The 13,845-nt window shown below is 67.2% G+C and carries 14 protein-coding genes; 6 read left to right on the top strand and 8 right to left on the bottom strand.

Going from position 1 to position 13,845, the window contains the following annotated elements; all coding sequences use genetic code 11:
- Positions 1 to 100: 100 nt before the first annotated feature.
- A complete protein-coding gene (locus ACFY5A_RS14430; RefSeq protein ID WP_387235017.1) occupies positions 101 to 562 on the bottom strand; it encodes an NUDIX domain-containing protein in 462 nt (153 codons plus the stop codon).
- Positions 563 to 622: 60 nt separating this feature from the next.
- Between ACFY5A_RS14430 and ACFY5A_RS14425 the strand changes: the two genes are divergently transcribed.
- Positions 623 to 1,468: a class I SAM-dependent methyltransferase gene (locus ACFY5A_RS14425; protein WP_387235014.1), complete on the top strand. Its 846-nt coding sequence runs from the start codon at positions 623 to 625 to the stop codon at positions 1,466 to 1,468.
- 4 nt (positions 1,469 to 1,472) lie between these two features.
- On the opposite strand, the gene ACFY5A_RS14420 is transcribed toward ACFY5A_RS14425, so the two are convergent.
- From ACFY5A_RS14420 to ACFY5A_RS14410, 3 genes are read right to left on the bottom strand one after another with little or no spacing between them, the layout of a single operon-like run.
- Entirely contained in the window at positions 1,473 to 3,824 is a 2,352-nt protein-coding gene (locus ACFY5A_RS14420) for an ATP-binding cassette domain-containing protein (protein WP_387235011.1), read from the bottom strand.
- 19 nt (positions 3,825 to 3,843) lie between these two features.
- A complete protein-coding gene (locus ACFY5A_RS14415) occupies positions 3,844 to 4,254 on the bottom strand; it encodes a VOC family protein (RefSeq protein WP_223586423.1) in 411 nt (136 codons plus the stop codon).
- A 10-nt stretch (positions 4,255 to 4,264) separates the two neighbouring features.
- Positions 4,265 to 4,657, bottom strand: a complete 393-nt coding sequence (locus ACFY5A_RS14410) for a helix-turn-helix transcriptional regulator (RefSeq protein WP_223587462.1) — start codon at positions 4,655 to 4,657, stop codon at positions 4,265 to 4,267.
- A 181-nt stretch (positions 4,658 to 4,838) separates the two neighbouring features.
- Here ACFY5A_RS14410 and ACFY5A_RS14405 point away from each other — a divergent pair, with 181 nt between their 5' ends.
- On the top strand, positions 4,839 to 5,429 hold the full coding sequence (locus ACFY5A_RS14405) for an HdeD family acid-resistance protein (protein ID WP_386952489.1): 591 nt from the start codon (positions 4,839 to 4,841) through the stop codon (positions 5,427 to 5,429).
- 68 nt (positions 5,430 to 5,497) lie between these two features.
- Here ACFY5A_RS14405 and ACFY5A_RS14400 read toward each other — a convergent pair whose 3' ends face one another.
- Positions 5,498 to 6,262 (bottom strand): SDR family oxidoreductase, encoded by a 765-nt coding sequence (locus ACFY5A_RS14400; protein WP_387235008.1) that lies wholly within the window; start codon positions 6,260 to 6,262, stop codon positions 5,498 to 5,500.
- A gap of 120 nt (positions 6,263 to 6,382) precedes the next feature.
- On the opposite strand from ACFY5A_RS14400, the gene ACFY5A_RS14395 reads away from it, so the two are divergent.
- The 4 genes from ACFY5A_RS14395 to ACFY5A_RS14380 all read left to right on the top strand — a co-directional run bounded on the left by ACFY5A_RS14395 (position 6,383) and on the right by ACFY5A_RS14380 (position 9,053).
- Positions 6,383 to 6,856 carry an NfeD family protein gene (locus ACFY5A_RS14395; protein WP_105675053.1) on the top strand — a complete coding sequence of 158 codons (474 nt, stop codon included), beginning with the start codon at positions 6,383 to 6,385 and terminating at the stop codon, positions 6,854 to 6,856.
- 8 nt (positions 6,857 to 6,864) lie between these two features.
- Positions 6,865 to 7,791 carry an SPFH domain-containing protein gene (locus ACFY5A_RS14390; protein WP_341942170.1) on the top strand — a complete coding sequence of 309 codons (927 nt, stop codon included), beginning with the start codon at positions 6,865 to 6,867 and terminating at the stop codon, positions 7,789 to 7,791.
- On the top strand, positions 7,788 to 8,564 hold the full coding sequence (locus ACFY5A_RS14385; RefSeq protein ID WP_341942171.1) for a glycerophosphodiester phosphodiesterase family protein: 777 nt from the start codon (positions 7,788 to 7,790) through the stop codon (positions 8,562 to 8,564). The genes ACFY5A_RS14390 and ACFY5A_RS14385 overlap by 4 nt, the downstream gene beginning before the upstream one ends.
- Before the next feature lie 105 nt (positions 8,565 to 8,669).
- Complete coding sequence (locus ACFY5A_RS14380; RefSeq protein ID WP_105675046.1) at positions 8,670 to 9,053, top strand: RNA polymerase-binding protein RbpA; 384 nt, start codon at positions 8,670 to 8,672, stop codon at positions 9,051 to 9,053.
- On the opposite strand, the gene lnt is transcribed toward ACFY5A_RS14380, so the two are convergent.
- Genes lnt through tatC form a run of 3 tightly spaced genes read right to left on the bottom strand, consistent with a single transcriptional unit; the run spans position 9,035 to position 13,806 of the window.
- Positions 9,035 to 10,573: an apolipoprotein N-acyltransferase gene (gene lnt / locus ACFY5A_RS14375; protein ID WP_341942172.1), complete on the bottom strand. Its 1,539-nt coding sequence runs from the start codon at positions 10,571 to 10,573 to the stop codon at positions 9,035 to 9,037. The two genes, ACFY5A_RS14380 and lnt, sit on opposite strands and share 19 nt — an antisense overlap.
- 12 nt (positions 10,574 to 10,585) lie before the next feature.
- A complete protein-coding gene (locus tag ACFY5A_RS14370; RefSeq protein WP_105675042.1) occupies positions 10,586 to 13,051 on the bottom strand; it encodes an RNA helicase in 2,466 nt (821 codons plus the stop codon).
- On the bottom strand, positions 13,048 to 13,806 hold the full coding sequence (gene tatC, locus ACFY5A_RS14365) for a twin-arginine translocase subunit TatC (RefSeq protein WP_341942571.1): 759 nt from the start codon (positions 13,804 to 13,806) through the stop codon (positions 13,048 to 13,050). Before tatC ends, ACFY5A_RS14370 begins: the two co-directional genes overlap by 4 nt.
- Between the last annotated feature and the right edge of the window lie 39 nt (positions 13,807 to 13,845).

Below are 13,845 nucleotides of genomic sequence, written 5' to 3'. Positions count from 1 at the left end.
GACTTCAGTTGGTGCAGCCGACGGCGCCGTCAGGGGAGGATGTGCCGGTCAGTCCCGGGGGCGCCTCTCACGTGAACTGACATAATGTGCATTATCGGCATTACCTCACGAGGTCGCTGGGCAGGTCGCGTATCCATTCGTTCGCGGCCGCGGGATACAGCGGAACCGTGAGCTGAGCGTCATCGAACGGACGCCACACGACAGGGACCGTCGAGCCGTCGGATTCCGTGAGCGCGCCGCCTTCGCTGGGCGGCATGGATGCCAGACGTCCGGTGTACAGCGCGACGATCTCATGACCGAGCTCACCGTTGAACCGGAAGATGTTCTCGACGACGCCCACATGCACCAGATCCAGGATCGCGGAGTCGAGTTCCTCCCGAACCTCGCGGATGATCGCCTCACGATGGGTTTCTCCGAGCTCGACACTGCCGCCGACGAGACGGTCATATCCGTCCGGGTTCTCCGTGGTCGGAGCGTTTCTGCTGACGAGGTGCCGGGATCCATCGGGATGCGGTGCGATGAGCATTGCCTTGACGCGGATATACGAGCGATCTACGGACATCCGTCCATTGTCCTGCTGCACCGACGGCCCGGCGTGCAGCACGGCGGATAGGCTCGCATCGTGAACGAGACCAACGCGGAGATCGGGTGGGAGGAAGCCCGGGCGACGAACCGGGAGAACTGGGAGGATCGCGTACCGCTGCACGAAGTGGCGTACGGATTGGATGCGTACGACGATCCCGCGCACCTGAGCGATGTGGTCCGTACAGATCTCGCCGCCCTGGCGCCGTTCCTTCCTTCGGAGAGCCTCGCCGGGCTCGACCTGTGCCACCTGCAGTGTCATATCGGCACCGACACCGTCTCGTTGGCGCGCGCTGGCGCGATCGTCACGGGTGTGGACTTCTCCCCCTCTGCGCTCCACGCGGCGTCGAAGCTCGCGGAGCGCGCAGGTGTCGACGCGACCTGGGTCGAGACCGACGTCCTCGACGCCCGACGTGTCGTGACCGGAGACTTCGATGTCGTCTACACGAGCATCGGGACCATCACGTGGCTCGACGACCTGGACCGATGGGCGGCGCAGATCGTCGCGCTCCTTCGGCCCGGCGGGACGTTCTTCATCCGAGACGGTCATCCTCAGCTCTATGCGCTTGATGAGGACTCACCAACGCTGACCCTCCGCTACCCGTACTTCGGCGACGGCACCGCGCAGCAGTGGGACGACGAGTACACGTACGTCGGCGACGGCACGCTCGCGCATCCGCGAACCTACGAGTGGCCGCATCCGCTCTCCGAGATCCTCGGCTCCCTGCTCAGGGCAGGCCTGAGGCTCCTCCACTTCGACGAGGGGAAGACACTCCCCTGGCGGTTCAGTCAGCGGATGATCGAGGTGCCGGGCGGCTTCGCCTGGCCGGAGGCGGAGCAGAACCTCGTCCCGTGCACCTATACGATCATCGCGCGCCGCGACTGACCCTTCACGCCCCGACGTACTCGGCGAGGTGCTCCCCCGTCACCGTCGCCCTGCCGGCGACGAGATCGGCCGGAGTGCCCTCGAACACGACCCGGCCGCCGTCGTGACCTGCGCCGGGACCGATGTCGATGATCCAGTCGGCGTGAGCCATGACAGCCTGGTGGTGCTCGATGACGATGACCGTCTTGCCCGATTCCACCAGTCGATCCAGGAGCCCGAGGATGTTCTGCACATCGGCGAGGTGGAGTCCGGTGGTGGGTTCGTCGAGGACGTAGATGTCGCCCTTCTCCCCCATCTGGATCGCGAGCTTGATCCGCTGACGCTCGCCGCCCGACAGCGTCGACAGCGGCTGTCCGAGCGAGAGGTAGCCGAGTCCGACGTCTTGGAGCCGTCCGAGGATCGCCGCGGCCGCCGGCAGCTTGGCCTCACCCTCGGAGAAGAACACGCGCGCCTCGGCGACCGGCAGGTCGAGCACCTCGGTGATGTCCTTGCCCGCGAGCTTGTACTCCAGCACGCTGGCCTGGAAGCGCTTCCCGCCGCAGTCCTCGCACGGCGTCTCGATGGTGTCCATGAAGCCGAGCTCGGTGATGATCACGCCCGCTCCCTTGCAGGTGGGGCACGCTCCCTCGGAGTTGGCGCTGAACAGCGCAGGCTTCACGCCGTTCGCCTTCGCGAAGGCCTTGCGGATCGGCTCGAGCAGGCCCGTGTAGGTGGCGGGGTTGCTGCGACGGGAGCCCTTGATGGCCCCCTGGTCGATGGCGACGACGCCGTCGCGCTTCGAGACGGAGCCGTGGATGAGGGAGCTCTTGCCGGAGCCGGCGACGCCGGTCACGACCGTGAGCACGCCCTTGGGGATGTCGACGTCCACGTCCTGCAGATTGTTCGCTGTCGCTCCCCTCACCTCGATGGCGCCGTCGCCCGTGCGCACGGAGTCCTTGAGAGCCGCCCGATCGTCGAGATGCGCCCCGGTCTTGGTCCCGCTCGCCTTGAGCCCTTCGACGGTGCCCTCGAAGCAGATCTCGCCGCCGGCGCTGCCTGCGCCTGGTCCGAGGTCGACGACGTGGTCGCCGATGGCGATCGTCTCGGGCTTGTGCTCGACGACCAGCACCGTGTTGCCCTTGTCGCGCAGGCGCAGCAGCAGGGAGTTCATGCGCTGGATGTCGTGCGGGTGCAGGCCGATGGTCGGCTCGTCGAACACATAGGTCACGTCCGTGAGGGATGAGCCGAGGTGACGGAGCATCTTGATGCGCTGCGCCTCTCCCCCCGACAGCGTGCCCGACGGGCGCTCCAGCGACAGGTAGCCGAGACCCAGAGTGACGAAGGCGTCGAGATTCGCGCTCAAGGCCTCGAGCAGCGGCCCTGCACCGGGCAGATCCAGCCCGCGCACCCAGGCCGCGAGGTCGGTCACCTGCATCCGGCATGCGTCGGCGATGCTGACGCCGTCGATCTTCGACGAGCGGGCGCCCTCCGTCAGACGGGTGCCGTCGCATTCGGGGCAGACCGCGAACGTGGCGACGCGCTCGACGAACGCGCGGATGTGCGGCTGCAGCGCGTCGAGGTCCTTGGAGAGCATCGACTTCGTGATCTTGGGGATGAGACCCTCGTAGGTCATGTTGATCCCGGAGATCTTGACCTTCGTGACCTCGCCGTAGAGGAAGAGGTGCCGCTGCTTCTCGCTGAACGCGGCGATCGGCTTGTCAGCCGGGTAGAACCCCGATTGCGAGAAGCCCTTCACCATCCATCCGTCTGCGGTGTAGCCGGGCACCATGATCGCGCCCTCGTCGAGGGACTTCGACTCGTCGACGATCTGGGCGAGGTCGAGATCGGAGACCGCTCCCCTCCCCTCGCACCGCGGGCACATGCCGCCGAGGTAGATCGCGTCCTTGACGATCTTCTTCTCCCCGCCGGGGCCCGTCATCACACCGCTGGCCTTCTGGGTGGGGATGTTGAAGGAGAACGCGGTCGGGCCGCCGATGTACGGCTGCCCCAGCTTGGAGAAGAGGATGCGCAGCATCGCGTTCGCGTCGGTGACCGTGCCGACCGTCGAGCGCGGGTTCGCTCCGAGGCGCTCCTGGTCGACGATGATGGCGGTGGTGAGCCCCTCGAGCACGTCGACGTCGGGACGAGGCACGGACGGCATGAATCCCTGCACGAAGGCGCTGTAGGTCTCATCGATCATCCGACGCGACTCCGCGGCGATGGTGTCGAACACCAGGGAGCTCTTCCCCGATCCGGACACCCCGGTGAAGACGGTGAGGCGTCGCTTCGGGATCTCCACGCTCACGTCTTTGAGGTTGTTCTCACGCGCGCCCTGCACGCGGATCAGGTCATGGGTGTCGGCGGCGTGCTGCTGCATCCTCTTGCTCTTCTCTCGATCAGGCGGTCTGCTGCAGACGCACCATGTTTCCGGCCGGATCGCGGAATGCGCAATCGCGGATGCCGTAGGGCTGGTCGATCGGCTCCTGGACGACGTCGGCGCCCCTCGCTTCGATCTCAGCGTACGCGGCGTCGACATCCGACGTCGCCAGGACGATCCCGCCGTAGCTGCCCTTCGCCATGAGCTCGAGGATCGTGGCGCGCTCCCCTTCGCTGATGCCGGGATCGACCGCGGGCGGCGTGAGGACGATGGCGGTGTCGGGCTGGCCGACCGGACCGACGGTGACCCACCGCATCTGCTCGTAGCCGACATCCTTGCGGACCTCGAATCCGAGCACGTCACGGTAGAAGGCGACGGATGCCTCGGCGTCCGTGTGCGGGAGGAAGCTGGCGTTGATGGTGATGTTCATGCCCACGACGCTACCGATCCCCTCGCTCCGACACTTCTCGATTCCTGATCGGTCTCGTCGCCTGCTTCTCCACCCACGAGGGGATGCCGGGTCCGGGCTCGGGATGACGGCGATACTCGCGCGGCGACCGGCCGACGAGCTCGGAGAAGCGCGTGCTGAAGGTGCCCAGGGATTGGAACCCCACCTCGAAGCACACCTCGGTCACGCTGAGGTCGCCCCGTCGGAGCAGAGCCATCGCGCGCTCGATCCGACGCGTCATCAGGTAGGCGTACGGTGACTCCCCGTAGGTCTCGCGAAACTTGCGGCTGAGGTGCCCCGCCGACATATGCACGCCGGCCGCGAGGGCCGGGACGTCGAGCGGCCTGGCGTACTCGCGATCGATCCGGTCGCGCACGCGCCGCATGGCCGAGAGCTCGCGCAGCCGGGCATCGTCCACAGGGGTCACCTTCCGATACTGCCATGTCGTCGGATCACGGCCTATGACCGTGTGCAACGCCCCGCCGCCGCGCGTCCCCGCGCGGGGAACGGGCAGCGCTAAAGTGTTGGGCATCCCTCACAGGATCTTCCCAGAAAGGATCCACATCATGTCCGAATCTCTCGTCGCAGACGCCAAATCCGCCTTCAAGGCCATCCGCGTCTCCCTGGCCGTCTCCGGTGTGCTGTCGCTCATCGCCGGCATCGTGCTCCTGGTCTGGCCCGTCAAGTCGGCCGTCATCGTCACCGGCATCTTCGCCACCTACCTGATCATCGCGGGCGTCGTCTACGTCGGCCTCGGGATCTTCTCGAAGGCGAAGGGCGGCTGGGCCCGCGTCGGCCACATCCTGCTCGGTCTCCTCTACGTCGTCGCCGGCGTCATCGCGTTCGCGAACCTCAAGGAGGCGGCGCTCACGCTCGCCCTCATCACCGTCATCTTCATCGGCGTCAGCTGGCTGTTTGACGGCATCGTGTCCCTGACGCTGCTCGGCAGCGACGGATCACGCGTCTGGACCCTGCTGTACGCGATCCTCAGCATCGTCGCCGGCATCTACGTCCTCTTCAACGTGCTCGCTGCCGGTCTCGTGCTGTGGGTGTTCCTCGGCGTCTCGCTCGTCGTGCTCGGCCTGGTGCAGATCATCCGTGCCTTCACCCTCGGTCGCGATGCGAAGATCGTCACGCAGGCGGTCGCGGGCGAGTAGTCACGCCGCTCACGCAGAAGCGGCCCCGTCCTTCGAGGACGGGGCCGCTTCTTTGCGTGAGCAGACGGTTACTCGGCGGCGAATCCGCTGGTGTCGCCGACCAGACGGGTGTTGTCCGCCGGGACGGGATCGATCGCGGCCTGGGCCACCTCCGCGGCGAACTCCGAGACGTTGTAGAGCTTGCCCGCCGACTCGCGGCGCTCGGAGATGGCACCGGGGTTCGCACGCTCGAGGAGCGTGGCGGTGATGGTGCCCTCGATCATGTCGCCCGAGACGACGGTGAAGCCGATGCCCTTCTCGGCGAGCACGGGGATGAGCTCACGGAGCGCGTCCTCTCCTGCGCGCTTCGAGAGCGCGACCGGGAGGTACTCCGGCATCGTGGGAGTGGTGCGGATGAAGTGCGCCTGGTGGCTGGTCACGAACACGACGCGCGCGCCGTCGCCCAGGAGGGGCGTCGCGGCGTTCAGGACGTTGAGCTGCGCATCGCGGTTGAGGGTGAGCGCGTAGTCCTCGGCCATGCCGGACTCCATGCCGCCGGAGGCGTTGAGCACGAGGACGTCGAGGCGTCCGAACTCGGACCGCACCTGGTCGAACATCGTGGAGACGGACGCCGGGTCGGTCAGGTCGGCGCCGACCACGAGCACCCGACGACCGAGCGCGCGCAGCTCGTTCGCGAGCTTCTCCGCACGCGGCGCCTTGTTGCGGAAGTTGATGACGACGTCGGCTCCGGCCTCGGCGAAGTAGCGCACGGTGTCGGCGCCGATGCCCCGCGATGAGCCGGTGACAAGGGCGACCTTGCCATCGAGGGAACCTGCGGGAAGAACGTCGGTCACGGTGACTCCTCATGATGCGTGAACGCCGCGATGACGCGGCTCTCTCACATTACCAACTGCCCTCCGTCGCGCCGTGCCGCGGCGTCGGCCGCGTGATAGGTTGACCGAAAAGGAGGCCGCATGAACGAATTCTCCGTCTTCATCGACCTGATCGAGAACTGGGCGTGGGTCGGCTGGATCATCCTGATCGCCGTGTTCCTCGTCATCGAGATGCTCTCACTCGACTTCACCTTCCTCATGCTCAGCCTGGGCAGCGCCGTCGGCCTGGTGAGTGATCTCTTCGGCATCCCCGCCTGGGCGCAGGTGATCATCGCGATCGCTGCGACAGCGATCTTCATCCTCTTCCTCCGGCCGCCGCTCTTGAAGCGTCTTCATCGAGGTGAAGACCCCACGAAGTCGAACGTCGATGCCCTCATCGATCTGCGGGGTCTCGCTCTGCAGGAGGTGACGCAGATCTCGGGCCAGGTCAAGCTCAGCAATGGTGACACCTGGACCGCCCGCACGTTCGCGCCGATCGCCATCCCGGAGGGCGCGAGGATCGCGGTCACCGAGATCAACGGCGCCACCGCCATCGTCCGTCCCGTCAACGACTAGGAGCCTCCGTGGATGACACATCGTTCATTCCGACCGCGATCCTCTGGATCGTGTTCATCGCACTGATCATCTTCCTGATCGTCACCCTCGCTCGATCCATCCGCATCATCCCGCAAGCCACGGCCGGGGTCGTGGAGCGGCTGGGCAAGTATCACAAGACCCTCATGCCCGGCCTCAACCTCCTGGTTCCTTTCATCGACCGGCTCCGTCCGCTCATCGACATGCGCGAGCAGGTCGTCTCGTTCCCTCCGCAGCCGGTGATCACCGAGGACAACCTGGTCGTCTCGATCGACACGGTCGTGTACTTCCAGGTGACGGATGCCCGGGCCGCGACCTATGAGATCGCGAACTACCTCGGCGCGGTCGAGCAGCTCACGACCACGACGCTCCGCAACGTGGTCGGTGGCCTGAACCTCGAGGAGGCGCTGACCAGCCGTGACAACATCAACGGCCAGCTCCGCGTCGTCCTCGACGAAGCCACCGGCAAGTGGGGCATCCGCGTCGGTCGCGTCGAGCTGAAGGCGATCGACCCGCCCCTCTCCATCCAGGACTCGATGGAGAAGCAGATGCGCGCGGAGCGTGACCGACGCGCCGCGATCCTGACCGCCGAGGGTTCCAAGCAGTCGCAGATCCTCGAGGCCGAGGGGCAGCGGCAGGCCGCGATCCTCCAGGCCGAGGGTGACAAGCAGGCCGCCGTGCTCCGTGCACAGGGTGAGGCCGAGGCGATCCAGAACGTGTTCACGGCCATTCACCAGGGGCAGCCGGACGACAAGCTCCTCGCCTACCAGTACCTGCAGATGCTCCCGAAGATCAGCGAGGGCCAGTCGAACAAGCTCTGGATCATCCCGAGCGAGCTCACCGAGGCCCTGAAGGGCATCGGCAGCGCGTTCACGCCCAAACCCGGCCAGCCGCCGACGAACTTCCCGGGCGCGTGACCCACCCGTACTTCGAGAAGGCACGGCATCCCCGAGTCCTCGCCCACCGCGGCCTCATCACCGCGGCGGGCGAGGACTCCGGTGTCTGGGAGAACACCGCTGCCGCCTTCGCCGCCGCCCACGCCGCCGGGGCGGAGTACATCGAGACGGACTGCCACGTCACTGCGTCCGGTGACGTGGTGCTGTTCCACGACCCGACCCTGACGCGCCTCACCGGTGACGATCGTGCGATATCCACCGTGACCACCCGCGAGTTGCGCCGGCTCTTCGCCGACCACGGCGGTCTCCTGACCGTGGAAGAGGCGCTGAGCACGTTCCCGGGCATCCGCTTCAACATCGACGTGAAGACGGATGCCGCCGCCGACCCGCTCGGACCGATCCTCGCGCCGCACGCCGATCGCGTGCTCGTCACGAGCTTCTCGGATGCCCGTCGGCGCAGGGCCGTCGCGGCCGTCCTCAGGTCCGGCTCGAGCATCCGACCGGCGACGTCGGCCGGCAGCGGGACGATCGCGTCGCTCCTCGCCCTGTCGACTCTCCGCCTCTCCCCTGCGAAGGTCCTCCAGGAGATCGATGCCGTGCAGATCCCGGAGAAGCAGGCCGGTCTGAGGGTGTTGAGCCCGGCGCTGATCAGGGCGGCGCATCGCCACGGCGTGGAGGTGCACGTCTGGACGATCAACGAACCCGATGACATGACCCGCATCGTCGCCCTCGGCGCCGACGGCGTCGTCTCGGACCGCGCCGACGTGGCTCTTCGGGTTCTCGCGCCTGAATAGCCTTCTGCGCTGGGATTCGGCTGTGAATCCTGAGCAGAAGGCGTCCGCTCGGATGAAGCGCACAGGCTGGAGCGTTATACCTGACAGCGACGAGAGGACCACACAATGGCAGATCGCAGCCTACGCGGCATCCGACTCGGCGCCCAGAGCCTACAGAGCGAAGAGGGCGTCGTTTTCATGGAGCGCCGTGAGACCACCTACACCTGTGACACCTGCGGCCACGTGACGAACCTGATGTTCGCGGCCGATGCAGAGCCGCCGCAGACCTGGGAATGCCGCTCCTGCGGCGCGGAGGCCCGCCTGAACGTCGACGGCCAGGCCGTCACGCTCGAGGCCACCGATGAGAAGGCCGCACGCACGCACTGGGACATGCTCCTGGAGCGACGGACACGGGCAGAGCTCGAGGAGCTCCTCGAGGAGCGTCTCGCGTACATCCGCGGCCGCCGCGGCGCCGGCGAAGACCCGACGCGTCAGAAGATCGGCGCCTGAGAGCGCCGGGCGCGCCACCACCCGACCACGAGCGCGCCCAGTCCGCCCCAGAGCAGCAGCTGTTGCAGCCAGGGGCCCACGACCACTCCCCCGGTGAGGCCGGTGCGGAGCTCGACATCCTCGAGCATCGCACCGGCCTCATCCGCGTCCAGGCTCGTGACCGTCGACCCGTCGGCCCTGATGATCTGACTCGTTCCGACGGTCGAGACGTTGACCACGCTGCGGCCCGTCTCGATCGCCCTCATGCGTGCGAAGGCGAGCTGCTGCAGGTTCTCGTCGGTGCCCCGGAAGTCGGCGTTGTTCGTCTGGAACACGAGCACCTGCGCGCCGTCCTGCACGCCCTCGTGGATCAGGTCGTCGTAGATGACGTCGAAGCAGATCGCCAATCCCACCTTGACGCCGTCGATGTCGACGATCGGCGGATTCGTGCCCGGCGTGTATTCGCGACCGATCAGTCCGATCAGGTCGGGGACGATCGCGTTGTAGAACGCGCGGTCGGGGACGTACTCCCCGAACGGCACGGGATGGCGCTTGTCGTGGATCTGATCCGCGCTCCCCTCCGACGTCCAGAGCATGGAGGTGTTGTAGAACAGATCGCCGCGCCCCGTAGCGGCGTTCGCGAGAAGAGGTGCGCCGATGCGGGCGCTCACGTACGACATCCTCCGCGCGAGGGCGTCGTACTCGAACGGATCGGCGTCGAGAGACCCCTCGGGCCAGACGAGCAGGTCGACGTCCTCGCCGTACAGCGGCTCGGTGGCGGCTGTCTGCGCGTCGATCACCGCAAAGGGCTCCCGGTCGTCGAAGTACCCGGTGGGCCCGTTTCCCTGCACTGCGGCGATCCGCATCGAGCCGCTGGGGGCCGTCGGGAAGAGCGGAGTGAACAGGAGCACGAACACGAGCGCCGCGGGGACGACGAAACGGAGCGGCCTGTTCCAGAGCCGGAGCCTCACAGCCTCGATGAGCATCGCGACGAGCAACACCATCAGGAAGCTGAGGCCGCTGACTCCCACCCACGAGCTCACGGGGGCCAGCGGGCTCTCGGCCTGACTCATGCCGAGACGCGCCCAGGGGAAACCCCCGTACGGCCAGTTCCCGAGGAAGAGCTCACGCCCCACCCAGAGCGCCGCGACGACGGAGGGCAGCAGGACCAGGCGCCCGGTGGGCCCGGAGAACGCCTGGGGAAGCCACCGGTAGGCCAGGGCGAGCGGAACGATCGCGAGGGCCGTGAGGCCGCCCTCGACGACGCTGAGAGCACCCCAGGGGATCGGTCCGAGGTAGCGCGAGGTCCAGGACACGAGAAGCGCGAAGAACAGGATGCCGTACACGAGACCGACAAGGAGGGCTCCCCCCGCGCGTCGACCGATCACGCTGAGCAGCAGCAGTGCCGTGGCGGGAAAGGCGAGTATCCACATCGCGGCCCCGGGATACGAGAGGTGCATGAGCACCGCGGCACCGGCCGCCGAGAGGACGGCAGCCCAGAGCGGGAGCAGAGGGCGCGGCCGCGCCGGAGAATCGGACATCAGGTCCTATTCTCACATCGACGAATATGCGACGATGCCGCGGCGCACGCCGTCGAGGGCTGCGCGGGCGTTGCGCGCGAGCGCGGCATCCTCTGCGACGATCGACAGCTGATCGAGCAGGTCGATCGTCTGCTTCGCCCATCGCACGAAGTCACCGGCGGCCATGTCGGCGTCGATCAGCACGCGATCGAGCATCCCTCCGCGCGCCCAGGAGTGCATCGCTCCGGCGAGTCCCGGCGCCAGCGGCTCGGAGCCGGGAAGGTGGTGGTCCTTCTCCAGGTCGTCGAGCTCGGCCCACAGCGTGGTCGTCTTCTCGTAGGCGACCCGGAAGGCGCCCCGAGGGAGGTCGCGCTCCCCCGAGTTCGCCTCGTCGCGACGGGGTTCGTAGACGAGGCAGCACGCCATGGCGGCGAGTGAGGGGGCGTCGAGTCCCGACCACAGTCCCTGGCGGAGCGACTCGGCGACGAGGAGATCGCGCTCACCGTAGATGCGGCGCATCGTCCGACCGGCATCCGTCAGCGTCGTCTCCCCCGCGGCGTCGACCGTCAGGTAGTCGAGCGTCTCGAGAACCTCGACGACCCTGTCGAACACGCGCGCGACGGTGCCCGTGCGGGTCTCGATCTGGCGGCGGATGCGGTCGGTCTGGCGCTTGAGCTTCCAGTAGCGCTCCGCCCAGCGCGCGTGCGCCTCCCGATCAGGACACCTGTGACATCCGTGCCGCTGCATCTGCCCGCGGAGGGACTGGATGCGCTTCATCCGCTTCTCCCGTGCGCCTCGCGGGGCGTGGGAGTCCTGACGGTTCTTCTTCTCGAGGTCGCTGAGTTCGCGGCGGATCGCGGCGTATTCGGTGAAGTCCCCGTGATCGCAGGCCATCGACTTCTGGTATCCGGCCAGCGACTCCTCGGCCTCGCGCACCTGTCTCGCCAGCCCGACCACCGAGCGATCCGCCTGGAACTGCGCGAACGACGACTCCAGGATCTGGCGCGCGCGGGTCTTCCCGAACAGATCGATCAGGTTGACGGCCATGTTGTACGTCGGGCGGAAGCTGGAGTTGAGCGGATAGGTCCGTCGCGAGGCGAGAGCGGCGACAGCCTGCGGATCCATGCCCTCGGTCCACTGCACCACCGCATGACCCTCGACGTCGATCCCCCGTCGGCCGGCGCGACCGGTGAGCTGGGTGTACTCGCCCGACGTGATGGCGACACGGGCCTCGCCGTTGAACTTCTCCATCTTCTCGAGCACGACCGTGCGCGCCGGCATGTTGATGCCGAGCGCCAGCGTCTCCGTCGCGAACACGACCCTGACGAGCTTGCGCTGGAAGAGCTCCTCGACGACCTCCTTGAACGCGGGCAGCAGGCCGGCGTGGTGAGCGGCGACACCGCGTTCGAGGTTGTCCAGCCACTCCCAGTAGCCGAGCACGCCGAGATCCTCGTCCTGCAGGGTCCGCGTGCGCTCCTCGACGATAGCCCTGATCTCCGCGCGCTCCTCCGTGGTCGTCAGCCGCACGCCGGAGCGGCGGACCTGCTGCACGGCGGCATCGCATCCGACGCGACTGAAGATGAAGAAGATCGCCGGAAGGAGGTTCGCTCGATCCAAGAGGTGCACGACCTCGGGCCGGTCCATGCGCTCGATGCGCCGCGCGTTGGGTCGGCTCCCGCCGCGTTGCGGGCGCTGGGCGTTCCGCCCGGCGTGCCGGTTGCTGTTGTATGCCTGCGCGCGGCGGTTGTTCTCGTAGTTGGAGCCGGTGAAGGAGCGGATGCGCATGAGCTCCTGGTTCACCGTGGTCGTGGCGAGGCCGGCCCGCTCATCGAACAGCGGCAGCAGGTCGTCGCGCACGAGGACGTGCTGCTCGAGAGGGACCGGACGGATCTCCGACACGATGACCTCGGTGTCGCCGCGCACGGTGTCGAGCCAGTCGCCGAACTCCTCGGCGTTCGACACGGTCGCGCTGAGGGAGACGAGGCGGACGTGCTGAGGGAGGTGGATGATCACCTCTTCCCACACTGCACCGCGGAATCGGTCGGCGAGGTAGTGCACCTCGTCCATGATCACGTAGCGCAGGTCGCGCAGCGCGGGTGAGTCTGCGTAGATCATGTTGCGCAGCACCTCGGTCGTCATGACGACGATGCGCGCGTTGCCGTTGATGTTCGTGTCGCCGGTGAGGAGGCCGACCTGATCCGCACCGTACACATCGACGAGCTCGCGGAACTTCTGGTTCGACAGCGCCTTCATCGGCGTCGTGTAGAACGCCTTGTCTCCGGGGGTCTGCATCGCCAGGTGGATGGCGAACTCCCCCACGATGGTCTTCCCCGCCCCGGTCGGCGCGGCGACGAGCACGCTGCGGCCCTGCTCCAAGGCATGGCATCCGGCAACCTGGAACGGATCGAGATCGAATCGCTGCTTCGCTGCGAACGCACGGGTCTCCGGATGCTCCGATGCGTCGCGTGCCGCGGCGTAGCGGTCGGAAGGAGACGTCATGCGGCGTCGGGCAGCAGACCGGCCGCCTTGTCGCGCTTGCGCTTGCGGCGGTCGAACAGGAGGGAGACGAATGCCGCCGCAAAATACAGGAGCACGAGGATCCCCGCCAGCATGAGCATGCTCACGATGTCGGCCGCCGGCGTCGCGAGGGCGCCGAAGACCGCGGCCACCAGGACTGCGATGCGCCAGCCTTTGAGGATGTCCCGACCGGTCATCACGCCGGCGAGATTCAACGCCACGAGGAACACCGGCAGAACGAACGAGACGCCGACGACGATCATCAGCTTGAACACGAAGTCGTAGAACGTCGACGCCTCGTAGAGGTTGTTTCCGCCCTCAGGGGTGAACCCGGCCATCAACTCGATCACGTGCGGGACGACGAGCGTGCCGACGTAGCAGCCGGCGAAGAAGAGCGGAATCGCCGCGCCGACGAATCCGACCGTATAGCGGATCTCTTTCTTCGTGAGCCCAGGCATGATGAACGCCCAGATCTGCCAGAGCCAGACGGGAGCAGAGAAGAAGAGCCCGATCGAGAACGCGATCCGCATGCGGAGATCGAACGGGCTGGTCACCGAGGAGAACGTCAGCGCCACGATCTGGTCGCCGCGCTCTTCGGCGATCTTGCGTACAGGCTCGGTGATGAAATGGATGATGGGGTCGGTCACAAGGAACGCGACCACCATGCCGAGGACCAGCGCGATGGCAGCGATGATCAACCGCTTGCGCAGCTCAACGAGATGCGCGCCGAGCGACATGCGGCGTTCGGCGCGCCCGTCGCTCTCAGCCTGCGCGGC

The sequence above is a fragment of the Microbacterium sp. NPDC012755 genome, from assembly GCF_042901325.1.
GTDB classification, from domain to species: domain Bacteria; phylum Actinomycetota; class Actinomycetes; order Actinomycetales; family Microbacteriaceae; genus Microbacterium; species Microbacterium natoriense.
This window is presented reverse-complemented; position numbering and strand designations above follow the sequence as displayed.

Coding starts and splice junctions, on each gene's coding strand:
- ACFY5A_RS14380 (WP_105675046.1), top strand. CDS start 8,670: ATGGCAGATCGCAGCCTACGCGGCATCCGACTCGGCGCCCAGAGCCTA.
- ACFY5A_RS14420 (WP_387235011.1), bottom strand. CDS start 3,824: ATGCAGCAGCACGCCGCCGACACCCATGACCTGATCCGCGTGCAGGGC.
- ACFY5A_RS14410 (WP_223587462.1), bottom strand. CDS start 4,657: ATGCGGCGCGTGCGCGACCGGATCGATCGCGAGTACGCCAGGCCGCTC.
- lnt (WP_341942172.1), bottom strand. CDS start 10,573: ATGTCCGATTCTCCGGCGCGGCCGCGCCCTCTGCTCCCGCTCTGGGCT.
- ACFY5A_RS14370 (WP_105675042.1), bottom strand. CDS start 13,051: ATGACGTCTCCTTCCGACCGCTACGCCGCGGCACGCGACGCATCGGAG.
- ACFY5A_RS14430 (WP_387235017.1), bottom strand. CDS start 562: ATGTCCGTAGATCGCTCGTATATCCGCGTCAAGGCAATGCTCATCGCA.
- tatC (WP_341942571.1), bottom strand. CDS start 13,806: ATGTCGCTCGGCGCGCATCTCGTTGAGCTGCGCAAGCGGTTGATCATC.
- ACFY5A_RS14405 (WP_386952489.1), top strand. CDS start 4,839: ATGTCCGAATCTCTCGTCGCAGACGCCAAATCCGCCTTCAAGGCCATC.
- ACFY5A_RS14395 (WP_105675053.1), top strand. CDS start 6,383: ATGAACGAATTCTCCGTCTTCATCGACCTGATCGAGAACTGGGCGTGG.
- ACFY5A_RS14415 (WP_223586423.1), bottom strand. CDS start 4,254: ATGAACATCACCATCAACGCCAGCTTCCTCCCGCACACGGACGCCGAG.